The sequence below is a fragment of the Roseburia zhanii genome (assembly GCF_014287635.1).
Classification (GTDB): Bacteria; Bacillota; Clostridia; order Lachnospirales; family Lachnospiraceae; genus Roseburia_B; species Roseburia_B zhanii.
This window is the reverse complement of record NZ_JACOPH010000002.1, coordinates 1-12,976: the sequence shown is the minus strand read 5'-3', so window position 1 is coordinate 12,976 and position 12,976 is coordinate 1. Positions and strand designations below refer to the sequence as shown.

Sequence of the window (12,976 nt, the reverse complement as noted above, 5' to 3'; positions counted from 1 at the left end):
CCTTTTACCAGCGGTTCTTTACTTTGTTCTGTAATTCATAGAGTTTATTCATCGCTTCGATCGGTGTCAAATGGCTGATGTCTATACTGCCTAATTCTGCAATGATATCATCATCTTTGACGGTATCAAATAAAGACATCTGTGTCATATCCACTTCGTCTAACTGATTCTTTTTCTTTTTGCCTGCTGTATCGACCTGAATATTTTTAGCAATATCCGAAATATCATTTGCACTTAATTCTTCTACGATCACTTTTGCACGTTCAAGGACAGAGTCTGGAAGACCAGCGAGTTTTGCCACCTGTATACCGTAACTCTTATCAGCACCACCCGGTACGATCTTACGCAGAAAGACGATATCATCACCTTTTTCTTTAACGGCAATACAGTAGTTATTGACATTATTTAATTTGCCTTCTAATTCGGTCAGTTCATGGTAATGTGTTGCAAATAAAGTCTTTGCGCCTAAAAGTTTCGGATTGCTGATATGTTCGACAACTGCCCATGCAATACTCAAACCGTCAAAGGTACTTGTTCCACGTCCGATCTCATCTAAGATCAGCAGGGAATCAGACGTTGCATTTCTTAAGATATTTGCTACTTCTGTCATTTCTACCATAAAGGTACTCTGACCGCTGGCAAGGTCATCGGACGCACCGACTCTTGTGAAGATCCGGTCTACGATTCCGATATTGGCAGAATCAGCCGGAACAAAGCTTCCAATCTGTGCCATTAAGACGATCAATGCACTCTGCCGCATATAGGTGGATTTTCCAGCCATGTTCGGGCCTGTGATAATGGATATTCTCTGCTTATGATTATCTAAATAAGTATCGTTGCTGATAAACATATCATTATGGATCATTTTCTCTACCACCGGATGACGGCCGCCCTTGATATCGATCGTGCCATTTTCATTCAGCTTTGGTCTGCAGTAATGGTTCTGCTCTGCCACATAGGCGAGGGACGCAAGAACATCTAAATGCGCAACAGCTTTTGCCGTTTTCTGGATACGGACGACTTCTGCTGCGATAGATTCCCTTATCGTACGGAATAATTCATATTCTAACACGGTCAGTTTGTCTTCTGCACCTAAGATCACATCTTCTAATTCTTTTAATTCCGGTGTGATATAACGCTCTGCATTCGCTAAGGTCTGTTTCCTTGTAAAATAATCCGGTACTAATTCTTTATAGGAGTTTGTGACTTCTAAATAATAGCCAAATACTTTGTTGAATTTGATCTTTAAGTTTTTGATGCCTGTTTTTTCACGTTCTTTTGTTTCTAACTCAGCTAACCACTGTTTTCCTTCGGTTTTTGCTTTCCTCAGGCGGTCTACTTCTTCGTGATACCCTTCTTTGATGATACCGCCGTCATGCATTAAAAGCGGCGGTTCTTCGATAATGCCGTTTTCAATCATTGCAAAGATATCTTCTAATGCATCTAACTGCTCTTGTATCTTTATAAGAAGCGGGCTTTTAAAATCATTTAACAGCGTTTTGATCGGTGGCAGCATATGGATTGAATTTTTAAAAGCAATCAGATCTCTTGGATTTGCTGTCTGATACGTCACTCTGGTGATCAGACGTTCTAAGTCATAGATCGGATTTAAGTATTCCCGCAGTTCTTCTCTTGTGATCGCATGGGAATTTAGTTCTGTGACCGCATCTAAGCGTTCTGTGATCGCTGCTTTATCGATCAGCGGCTGTTCGATATATGACCGCAGAGTCCGTGCACCCATGGCGGTTTTCGTTTTATCTAATACCCACAATAAGGAACCACGTTTGGATTTTTCCCGCAGGGTTTCTACTAATTCGAGGTTACGTCTTGTAGAACTGTCGATGATCATAAATTTTCCGGTCACATATGGATGGATTGAAGTCATGTGAGCCAAAGAATTTTTCTGGGTTTCATAGAGGTATTTTAATAAAGAACCTGCTGCAATACTTCCACAGGCAAAGTCATTTAAACCGATACTCTCTAAACTATGTATCTTAAAATGTTCTTTTAATGTTCCGACTGCGGTATCGTCACTGAAATACCATGCTTCTAGGGCACTGACACAGATATTCTGGCGGTTTTTAATATCATCTAAGTCCACGCCGCTCATATAAAATGCTTCATTGCAGATGATCTCTGCCGGACTGTATTTATTGATCTCATCTAAGAGTTTGCGTTCGGTATCTACTTCTGTGACAAAATAATCTCCGGTACTGACATCTGCAATGGAAATTCCATATTTATCTGCAACGTAGACGATACACATGATATAATTATTTTTGGATTCATCTAAAGACTGGCTGTCGGTATTTGTTCCGGGTGTTACGATCCGGATCACATCACGTTTTACGATACCCTTTGCTGTTTTCGGATCTTCTACCTGTTCACAGATTGCTACTTTATAGCCCTTTTTGACTAACCGGTTTAAATAGGTTTCTGCTGCATGGTATGGAACACCACACATCGGGGCACGTTCTTTCGTTCCACAGCTTTTTCCGGTTAAGGTCAGTTCTAATTCTTTCGATACGATTTTAGCATCATCAAAGAACATTTCATAGAAGTCACCAAGGCGGTAAAATAAAATACAATCCTTATAGGCTTCTTTTGTTGCCAGATAATGCTGCATCATTGGTGTATATTCATCGTTCAAAACTGTACTTCCTTCCATATATATAGTTTAATCCATCATCGGCTGATAGAAAGAGGCAACTGCTTCTGCTGCTTTGATGCCGTCCATAGCTGCAGACATGATACCGCCTGCATAGCCGGCACCCTCTCCGCAGGGATAAAGTCCTTTGATGGCACTTTGGAATGTATCGTCCCTATGGATTCTTACAGGCGAAGAAGTCCGGCTCTCAACACCGGATAGGATCGCATCTTCCCTGTCAAAACCAGAGATTTTTCTGCCAAACTGTTCCATTCCTGATAAAAAGGATTCATAGATATCCTGCTTAAACAAATCATGCAGTGCACCAAAAGCCGTATTTCCACAGGTGACAGAAGAAAAACTGCCATAAGAAGCGGAAAGCTGTCTGCGTTTAAAATCTCCGTATAACTGCTGTGGAATTGCACCATCACCGATACGATAGGCAGTTTCTTCTAATTTCCGCTGGAATTTCACACCGGCAAGCGGAGTATCTCCTTCAAAATCATCTGGTGTGACCGATACGATGATCGCACTGTTTGCATTTGCACTGTCACGTTTATAATAACTCATACCATTGACGGCTAAACGTTTTTCCTCTGAAGAAGCATTGACAACATATCCGCCCGGACACATACAAAAGGAATAGACACCTCTGTCGTGCAGACCCTTTGCGGTTACTTTATAGGCAGCAGGCGGTAAAAGTGCTGCGGCTTCTTTGTACTGGTTTTTGTTGATCATTTCCTGTGGGTGCTCTACCCGAAAACCAACGGCAAATGATTTTGCCTCCATCGGTATCTTACGGTCATAAAGCATCTGAAAGGTATCTCTTGCACTGTGTCCGATCGCTAAGACTACAATATCTGTTTCAATCCATGTCTTATGATCAATCTCTATGGCAGAAATGCGGTTATCTGTAATTCGAATATCGGTCATGCAGCTTTCAAATAAAAACTTTCCACCTAAGCATATGATCTCCTGCCGCATAGCAGGGATCACTTTTGCTAAAATATCTGTTCCGATATGTGGTTTTGCCTCATAGCAGATCTCCTTAGGTGCGCCATGGGCAGTAAAAATCTCAAGTACTTTCCGGTTGCGTCCAAAGGTATCTTTGACTAACGTATTTAGTTTGCCATCGGAAAATGTACCGGCTCCGCCCTCTCCAAACTGTACATTAGAAGAAGGATCTAAGATGCCGTCTTTCCAGAAAAGTGTAACATCTTTCTGACGTTCATCAACGGTTTTCCCACGTTCTAAGACAATCGGTGCATAGCCGGCACCTGCTAACATATATGCACAGAAAAGTCCGGCTGGTCCACTTCCGACAATAACCGGCTGATGGTGTAACTTTTTCGTGCCGGAAATTAAAAACTGATATGGTTTTCGTTCCATATAACGGATAGAATCATTGTGCAGCCGTTTTACAAGTGCGGTATCGTCAATGGCTGTGTCTGCTTCTATCGTATATACATAATGGATATCCTGTTTTTTCCTTGCGTCTAAAGACTGTTTTGTGATCCGGTAAGAAAGGATCTGTTCCTTTGATATATGTAATACCTTGGAAATTTTTGTTTCTAATGCTTCTTTCGAATGTGTGATCGGAAGCTTCAACTGCTGAATCTGTATCATATCTGCCCTTTCTTTGATTAGGTACTCCCGTAATTTTACGAATTATATTACTGCTTATCACATGCTGCATGTGTGCCGGCAACATAGCCAGACGACCATGCCCATTGCAGATTATAACCGCCACACATACCATCGATATCAATGACTTCTCCTGCAAAATAAAGTCCGGAAACAATGCGGGATTTTAAGGTATCTGCATAAATCTCTTTGGTACGGATGCCTCCGGCAGTGCACTGTGCAGCATCAAAACCCTTTGTATCAGTAATATCGATCGTTACGTTTTTTAGATAATCAGATAGATTTTTGATCTGTTTTGCCGGAATCTGATCCGATGGATCATGCAATGAGATCTGGTTTTCTTTTAGAAAAAGCGGGATCAGTTTCTTTGGAAACAGACCGATCAGTGCTTCTTCTGCTGTTTTTCCATGTAAAGATGTAAAACGTGTATACAATTCCTGCTGCAGATCCATATCTGATAATGCTGGCATAAAATCAAGGACTGCCTGTACTTTTTGCCGGTGTTTTAAAGCAATCGCCGCATAACGGCTGACCTGAAAAGATGGAATACCGGAAATACCATATTCTGTCAGCTGGACTTCGCCTCTGTCTTCGCATACGAACTGTCGGTCTATGTATAATCTGATCGAAATATCTGATCGAATTCCTGCAATCGATTTAAAAAATGACTGTTTTGCCTTCATTTGTACAAGTGCAGGTACCATATCTGTAAATGTATGGCCAAACTGTTCTATATATGGATAGGCACTTCCGTCACTTCCTGATTTTGGAAATGCCATTCCTCCACAGGCAAAGATGCAGGCATCTGCCGTAAACGTCTTTTGATCTGTGAGAACTGTAAATTTATTTTTATTCTTTTTTATGGATTTTAGTGTGCAGTCTGTATATATGAAAACACCTAATCTCCGTAATTCCATGCGCAACACATCTAAAACGGCTGCTGCCTGTTCACTTGCCGGATAGAAATAGCCGTTGCGTTCTTTGGGGTAAATGCCAAGTTCTTTAAAGAAAGAAATGGTTTCTTTAAAACCGAACTGCTCAAATACAGGCAATACAAATGCAGGGTTTTCGCCTCGGTAATAGCGTAATCCCTGCTCTTTGTTCGTATAATTACATTTTCCATTTCCAGTCGAGAGTATCTTTTTTCCTACTCTGTCTTTATGCTCTATAATCACAGTGTCAGCGCCATTTCTGGCAGCCGCAATTGCAGCTGCCATGCCTGAGGCACCGCCACCGATAATGATGATCGATCTCAATTCTTCACCCTTTTCGATATAGTTACCGTCTGTAAGCCTCTTATGGGCGATAACCGTTTTTTTGCTTACGCAAAACATTTTAGCATAAGAAAATCGAACATTCAACGTCTAACTGCTATAGTTTTCTAAAAAACCAAACAATTCGGCATCGTCTTTGATATAGTACCCATTGCGGATCTTATGACGCAGATGATCGTCAAGATCAGAATAGCGGATATCTGTATATTCATATACTGTAGTGCCATCGGCAGAATATACGGTCAGATAATCACTTTCTTCGACGATCAGATATTGATAATCGATCACCGTACTGCTTGTGAAGATACTCTTTTCTGTTTCTGATCCTGCTGCCTGTGTTTCGGCTGCGATCTGTTCTGTTGCTGTTTCTTCCGGGGCGTGTTTTGGAGTCGTTATCATAAACCGGTAAAGGCTTACGATAAGTAAAACTGTAAGAATAAAAAAAATGCGGATACGATTGACTTTTTTCATAATTATCACCAGTCAAGAGTATTCGCATTTTTTTCTCATTTATACATATAAGATTATTTTTTATTTGGATGCTTCAAAATCTGCTTCTGTTGCAAATACACCCATCTTATCTGTTGCATCATTTAAGATGATACAGATACATGTTTTACCCGGGTTTAAAAGAAGTTCATTTCCATCAGCATCATAATATCTGCCGACACCATCTTCTACTTCTTTTACCCATGTGATATCCATAGCTTTTCCGTTTGTGATATATTTTCCTGTACCACCGTAAGAAGCTGTTTTGACATCTAAGTATTTTCCGTCTGGTTCTACTTTGTAATCGCATACCTGGAAAATGACATTTTTGAATGCAAGCTGTTCGTTATTGCCACCATCTACATGAGCTGCTTTGTACTGGTATCTTTCATAAAGACCTGTGTCTGCATTGTAGACAAACCAAGGTTTGTTGACTGTGTAACCCGGTGCTACAACGGCTGCATCTTCACCATTTGCGATATCGGTATTTGTTTTGTTGAATTTGAGGCGGTTCTGGTAAGTGTCAGCATGCTGTGTACGATAGCCCCTCTTTTCAATTCCGGCAACGATACTTTCACCATTGATATAGGCATTGTGCGGAGATTTTCTGGATTTATCACGGAAGAATGTAACATCTGCAAGATCACCGTCTAATCCGTTTAAGTCATCACAGCTCTTTAACATTTCTGTTGCATAGATTGCCTGTCCATAATGTACATAGATTGCTTCAAATTCATTGGACAGATATGCATAGTAATGACGGCAGCTTCTAACAGACATGATCGTCGGAAGATTTGCATAGTCCTGAAAAATTGCCATCAGACGTGTCAGACCACCTTCTGCCGGTGCTTCAATGATAACATCTGCATAAGAAGTACCATACTGTGGCATAGCATCTACGGTATTACCGATCATACAGGATACCGGTCTTTGTGATGCAAGTGCAGGATCCATAGCTTCACCTGTCAATGGATTCATGTTTGCATCTGTCACAGCAGCTTCTGTGGCTTCTGTCGGCAGTTCTGTGTCAGCAGTCTGTTCTGTGTCAGCAGCGACCGTTTCCGTGGAAACAGGATCTTCTATATTACTGTCTTTGTTTCCACAACCTGCAAAGGTCAGGCAGCAGAGTGCTGCAAATAGAATTGCTTTTTTCATGTGTTTCATAAGTTACCCTCCTGTTATCTTAAAATATTCATCGCATTTAAGATATTTTTCTGTTTATTTTCCATAAATGCAGCATCTTCGGGTGTCATATGGTCATACCCTAACAGATGCAATACACTATGTACGATTAAAAATGCAAATTCCCGTCTGACGGAATGTCCATAAGCTTCCGCCTGTTCAAATACTTTTGGGATTGATATGACGATATCGCCAAGAAGCACTTCTCCGGTGTCAGGATTAAAATTCCCCTCGATATCATCTTCAATATCAGAAAAATCACCTGCCGTCTGATATGAAAGCATCGGAAATGATAAAACATCTGTAGGACGGTCAATATTGCGGTATTCACGGTTGATCTCCCAGATGGCATCATTATCTACCAAAGTAAGATTCACTTCTGCTTCATATGGAAAAGATTCCTCATCTAAGGCAAATGTAATGACTTCTTCTGCTAATTTGCAATAATCAAATGTAAATGTGACTTCGGTTTCTTCTTCAATCGTTATTGTCATAACTAATCTCCTCACGAACTAATAACTCCCGGAGTTTTAAAAACTGATTCATACTCAGTCCTGATTCATCATAGATTCCGGTAGCGGACAGTTCATTTAATGTCTGATAGATCACCATATCCTGATTCCATGAAGAAGAAAGGTTATTACCCATCAGCAGTTCTATCTTCTTTAAACAGGCATCTACCATATGTACTATAGCAGACTCTTTCGATGTGGGCAACCTTTCTTCCCCGTTATATTCTGAAAGAATCTTTATGATCGCATCAGGAAAACATTTTTCCATGGCTAAATGTATCCCATTTTCAATAAATGGCTCTCCTTCTAAAATACCTAAACGATAATAAAATCCGGCTGCAGTTGCGATCATTTCATCTGCACCGATCTCTGCGGCACATTTTCTCGCAATCGTAGCCACTTTCATGGCATGTACATATTCTGCTTTGGAATAATTCTTCATATCCTGTACTAATGGATAATCTTCTTTTAAGATCTTTTCAATAAAATCAATCTTACTATAAGCTGTTTTATCATACAGCCTGTCTGCAGATATATGGTATAAGATCAGTACAAAGCCTGCAAATGCACTATTCCAGAACAATAAGGATAATCTGCTTTCTGCATAGGAAAGATAATAAAACAACATGGGTACCGCAACAGATACTGCGGTAAGGATCATACATCCCCATAGACGGTATTTCTTTTCCTGCATGGTCTTTGCCATCTGTGCACCTGTAAACAAAAGCAGGATATATGCCGCAAATTCATAGAAATTTCCTCCGGTTGCCATACATAAGATCAGGCATAAAAACGTACTGCTTATCGTGGCAATCTCGATATTAGAACAAATTCCTAAAAATAATGCGATCCCGGCAGCCGGAAATGTAAATGCCGGAAGAAAATAACAGCCGGTCACAACAATGCAGCAGATACCATAACAGACAGCGATCATTCCATAATGGTTGAAACTATTATTAGCGATTCTAAGATGGATCCGGTTAGTTTCTAAGGTATATAATAAAACCGCTAAATATACTGCATTGATAAACAGATAAGAAACAGTTCCGTCCATCATAAGTCCGTTTAAATATGCGAAAAGAAGGGATAGACAAATCGTCATAAGCACAATGGCGCAATAGTGACGAAAACGGTTCTTTGGCATTTTTTCTCCCATTATTTTCTTACCACCTGTCTTTTTTTCTTTTTTTCTAATTGTGTTTCGTAATCTTCATATGCTTTTACGATCTTTTGTACGAGCGGATGACGTACAACATCACTGCTTGTCAGTTCACATAATCCGATATCTTCTACTTTCCGAAGCACCCGAAGGGCAACATCTAAGCCGGATTTTGTTCCGGGAGCAAGATCCTTTTGTGTAGCATCTCCGGTGATGACTACTTTTGAACCAAAACCGATCCTAGTCAAGAACATTTTCATTTGTGCCGGTGTTGTATTCTGTGCTTCATCTAAAATGATAAATGCATTGTCTAAGGTACGTCCACGCATATAAGCTAATGGAGCGACCTCAATCAGACCTTTTTCCATGTTACGGGCAAAACTCTCTGCTCCCATGATCTGGTATAATGCATCATATAAAGGTCTTAAATAAGGATCAATCTTACTTTGCAGGTCACCGGGCAGAAAGCCTAACTTCTCTCCTGCTTCAATGGCCGGACGTGTCAGGATGATCCGTCCCACTTCTTCGTTTTTAAATGCGGTGACTGCCATGGCAATCGCAAGATAGGTCTTACCTGTTCCGGCAGGGCCACAGCCGAATACGATCATTTTATCACGAATGGCATCGACATATTTCTTCTGTCCAAGTGTCTTGGGTTTTACCGGCTTTCCCTGTACGGTATGACAGATACAGTCTTTATCAATTTCTACGATTGCAGATGCAGAGGTATCTTTCTCCATTGCAAGGGAAATGGCATAATTGACATTCTGTTCTGTAATGGTATTGCCGCGTTTTGATAATTCTAGCAGCTGTTCAAACACATTTGCAGCAGTCTTTATTGCGGCATTGCTTCCTAAGATTTTGATCGATCCGTCACGCAGGACAATGGTTACGTGGAATGCCCGTTCTATTTTTTTCATAAAACTGTCAAACTGTCCGAATACGTTTGCAATATGCTCTGGTGGAATATCAAAATTCAATTCAGTCAGACTCATTTTCGTTTTGCCTTTCATCAGTAGATATATTTTGTATCTCAGCAGGTCTGTATCTGCCGATTTTTTCAATGACAGTAATCCTGGCATTGATACAGCACTTACTGTCTTTAAAATCTATCATAACATTTTTATCAGTTATTTGAATACCCTTTTCCTGTAATTTTTTTAAAAACAGGGAAATATTTTCCTGTGCCTTCGCTTTTGCATCATCTTTTGAAAGCGTGACTTTTTGATAATCACAGGCATAATATGTCGTTTTTTCTAAGGTGACCGGAACGTAATAATCTTTTGCGATCGCTAACTGTCTGCTCTCTGTATAAGAGATGAACGGTTCTTTCTTTTTATAAGCCGATGGCAGCCTGATCTGATAAGAAAAGATATCAAGACTATAAATACTGTTTTGTGTGCCATTTTTGACCTTTTTGGTATATTGCAGAGGAAAGGCATCCTGATAGGTATAAACGGTCTGACCGAAAATATCAGCATCTGCGGTCACATAGACATGGGAAGTGATCTCATTGCTGTCGTTATAGATGTCTAACCGGCTGGAAACAAGGATATCTCCGGATTTCACCTTACTTTTTGTTTTGACGTTTGGCGTTCCGCGTCTGGTCACGATCGAGGATATGATGGCATCTTTTTCGGCAACGATATCATATGCACCCTCCGGTTTTGCAGTCTGTTTTGAGGTGTCAGTTTCTCCAGTGATCAGATTTTCCTGCAGATCGATCGTCATCTTACTGCCCTTTAGTCTGACAGATGCCCAGATGATATCGGGATATTCCGTCCGTAAAGATTCTTCTAACTGCTCACAGTCGATCACCTTTTTTTTCGTGCCAAAAGAGGCTCCCTGTTCCTCTAAATAGGTTAAGATCGTACTGTCTGTGATCAGTGAGTTCCCATTGATATCGATCAGCCAGATGAAGGTAGTCAAATACATTAACAGCATAAAACAGACAGGTATCCCCACAAAGAAAATCTTCCGTTTCCGGTATCGGTACAGGAAAAAAGGAAGCCCTGTTTTTTTTACGATCTTAAGTCTTGTCTTGGTTTTTTTTAATAAAGGCTTTAACTGGCGGTAGCCATGGATACTGATATTAAATTCATATCCGTCACCATGGTTCGTTAAATCCCAGATTAAAATATTGTGATTGCTGCATAAATTCAAAAAACGTTCTGGTGAGTAACCGCTTAATTGTATCCGTAAAAAACCATGAAAAAATTTTATCAGGGAAAGAAACAAAGCCGCCTCCTAATTTTCATATATGATCTGTTTGATTTCTCCGGTGATCTTCATTTCCTGATTCGTATAATAACTGATCTCTAACTGTTTCCCTTGTATGGTCAGTCTGCAGGTTTTCGTCTGCAGACTGATATGATTATTCGTATATTCTAAAATCCCGCGGTAATTTTCAATTAAAACTTCCTGCTGTCCGGTAATGGATACAAGGACAGCTCCATACATCAAATCTTTCGGCAGTTCTAAGGACTCTACCAGATCTTCTTTTATTTTTCCAAAATTCACTTTTCCCATGTTTTACTATATGTCAGGAAAACGTGTATTATTCATTCCTGTTACAGCGTACAGACTCTGGCAGGTGATCTGTAAGATGTGCTGTTAATCAATGACAGCCTTGATCATTACAGACTGTGCAGGCTTTGTATCTCCAATCGCATAGGCATCTAAGATCTGTTGTTTTGCGATTTCTGCTTTTTTCATATCATTTGCATATATCAGGGCGATCGTATCTCCCTCTTTTACCAGATCACCGCATTTCTTTTTTAATAAGATGCCGACCGAAAGGTCAATCTTGCTTTCTTTTGTTTCCCTGCCGCCGCCAAGCGTCATACAGGCAATACCGATAGATTCTGCTTCTATATGTGTGATATAGCCAGCTTTTAAAGCAGGGATTTCTATCGTGTAGGCGGCTTTTTCAAACAGTTCGGTGTCATAAACATAGGAAGGATCTCCATTCTGCGCCTCTACAAATTCTGCAAGTTTATGAAGGGCAGCACCGGAATCGATCGTTTCTTTCATGGCAGCTTTCGCAGATGCTTCATCTCCTGCTGCACCGGAAAGTACGAGCATTTTACTTCCCAGCGCATAGACAACTTCCATCAGATCAGATGGACCATGACCGGATAATGCATGGATTGCTTCAATGACTTCAACAGAATTGCCGACGGCATTGCCAAGCGGCTGATCCATATCCGTAATGACTGCAGCAACCTTTTTTCCAGCCATAGTACCGATTTGTACCATGGTTTCTGCAAGTTTTTTTGCATCTTCTGATTTTTTCATAAAAGCACCGGAACCGGTTTTTACATCTAAAACGATAATGTCACTGCCGGATGCTAATTTTTTACTCATGATACTGCTTGCGATCAGGGACATCTGATCGACAGTAGCCGTCACATCACGGAGGGCATACAGCTTTTTATCTGCCGGAGCTAAATTGGCTGTCTGACCTGCAATCGCAAGTTTGATGGTATTTACATTATGGATAAATGTTTCTTCGCTAAGTGCAGTGGTAAATCCTGGGAAACATTCTAATTTATCGATCGTTCCACCGGTATGTCCAAGTCCTCTGCCGGACATTTTTGCAACAGGAATCCCAAGTGCAGCAATGATCGGTGTCAGAACGAGCGAAGTCTTATCTCCTACGCCGCCGGTACTGTGTTTGTCGGCTTTCAAACCATGGATCTTAGAAAGATCCAGACAGTCACCGCTGTCACGCATGGCAAGCGTCAGATCCAGTGTTTCTTTATCATTCATACCACGAAAACAGATCGCCATGGTCATGGCAGACATCTGGTAATCAGGGATCTCGCCATTGGTATAGCCTAAGATCATGTAGTTGATCTCTTCGGTTGTTAAAGTGTGGCCTGTTTTTTTCTTTTCGATTAAATCGTACATTCGCATGGGGTGGGCTCCTTTCTACTCTTGATATTTATTAGGCGTTTGCGAAACGCCAAACACCGCATAAATACGGTATTTTTTGTTGTTAAAATAAAATATCTCCTCAAGGTTTATGGTAAAATAGAGTTGACTAGAAACTAAATACCAATCCACC

At 40.6% G+C, this 12,976-nt stretch carries 11 protein-coding genes; all 11 read right to left on the bottom strand.

Features of this window, described 5'->3' with window-relative positions; genetic code table 11:
- Nucleotides 1-4: 4 nt before the first annotated feature.
- The 11 genes from mutS to H8S17_RS03095 all read right to left on the bottom strand — a co-directional run bounded on the left by mutS (nucleotide 5) and on the right by H8S17_RS03095 (nucleotide 12,825).
- Nucleotides 5-2,629 (bottom strand): DNA mismatch repair protein MutS, encoded by a 2,625-nt coding sequence (gene mutS, locus H8S17_RS03145; protein ID WP_186866478.1) that lies wholly within the window; start codon nucleotides 2,627-2,629, stop codon nucleotides 5-7.
- 48 nt (nucleotides 2,630-2,677) lie between these two features.
- Complete coding sequence (locus H8S17_RS03140; protein WP_186866211.1) at nucleotides 2,678-4,273, bottom strand: NAD(P)/FAD-dependent oxidoreductase; 1,596 nt, start codon at nucleotides 4,271-4,273, stop codon at nucleotides 2,678-2,680.
- A 47-nt stretch (nucleotides 4,274-4,320) separates the two neighbouring features.
- The gene (locus tag H8S17_RS03135) at nucleotides 4,321-5,652 is read right to left on the bottom strand and encodes a BaiN/RdsA family NAD(P)/FAD-dependent oxidoreductase (protein WP_243237956.1); all 1,332 of its coding nucleotides are present in this window, start codon (nucleotides 5,650-5,652) and stop codon (nucleotides 4,321-4,323) included.
- A 3-nt stretch (nucleotides 5,653-5,655) separates the two neighbouring features.
- A complete protein-coding gene (locus tag H8S17_RS03130) occupies nucleotides 5,656-6,036 on the bottom strand; it encodes a hypothetical protein (protein WP_186866210.1) in 381 nt (126 codons plus the stop codon).
- Nucleotides 6,037-6,096: 60 nt separating this feature from the next.
- A complete protein-coding gene (locus H8S17_RS03125) occupies nucleotides 6,097-7,218 on the bottom strand; it encodes a DUF3048 domain-containing protein (protein WP_178051363.1) in 1,122 nt (373 codons plus the stop codon).
- 14 nt (nucleotides 7,219-7,232) lie between these two features.
- Entirely contained in the window at nucleotides 7,233-7,730 is a 498-nt protein-coding gene (gene ybeY / locus H8S17_RS03120; protein ID WP_186866209.1) for an rRNA maturation RNase YbeY, read from the bottom strand.
- Nucleotides 7,714-8,904 (bottom strand): hypothetical protein, encoded by a 1,191-nt coding sequence (locus H8S17_RS03115; protein ID WP_186866208.1) that lies wholly within the window; start codon nucleotides 8,902-8,904, stop codon nucleotides 7,714-7,716. Before H8S17_RS03115 ends, ybeY begins: the two co-directional genes overlap by 17 nt.
- Nucleotides 8,904-9,902 carry a PhoH family protein gene (locus H8S17_RS03110; protein ID WP_186866207.1) on the bottom strand — a complete coding sequence of 333 codons (999 nt, stop codon included), beginning with the start codon at nucleotides 9,900-9,902 and terminating at the stop codon, nucleotides 8,904-8,906. The genes H8S17_RS03115 and H8S17_RS03110 overlap by 1 nt, the downstream gene beginning before the upstream one ends.
- Nucleotides 9,889-11,145, bottom strand: coding sequence for a sporulation protein YqfD (yqfD, locus tag H8S17_RS03105; protein WP_186866206.1), 1,257 nt, complete (start codon nucleotides 11,143-11,145; stop codon nucleotides 9,889-9,891). The genes H8S17_RS03110 and yqfD overlap by 14 nt, the downstream gene beginning before the upstream one ends.
- Before the next feature lie 9 nt (nucleotides 11,146-11,154).
- On the bottom strand, nucleotides 11,155-11,436 hold the full coding sequence (locus tag H8S17_RS03100; protein ID WP_178051006.1) for a YabP/YqfC family sporulation protein: 282 nt from the start codon (nucleotides 11,434-11,436) through the stop codon (nucleotides 11,155-11,157).
- A gap of 84 nt (nucleotides 11,437-11,520) precedes the next feature.
- Entirely contained in the window at nucleotides 11,521-12,825 is a 1,305-nt protein-coding gene (locus H8S17_RS03095; RefSeq protein ID WP_186866205.1) for a pyrimidine-nucleoside phosphorylase, read from the bottom strand.
- Nucleotides 12,826-12,976 lie beyond the last annotated feature (151 nt).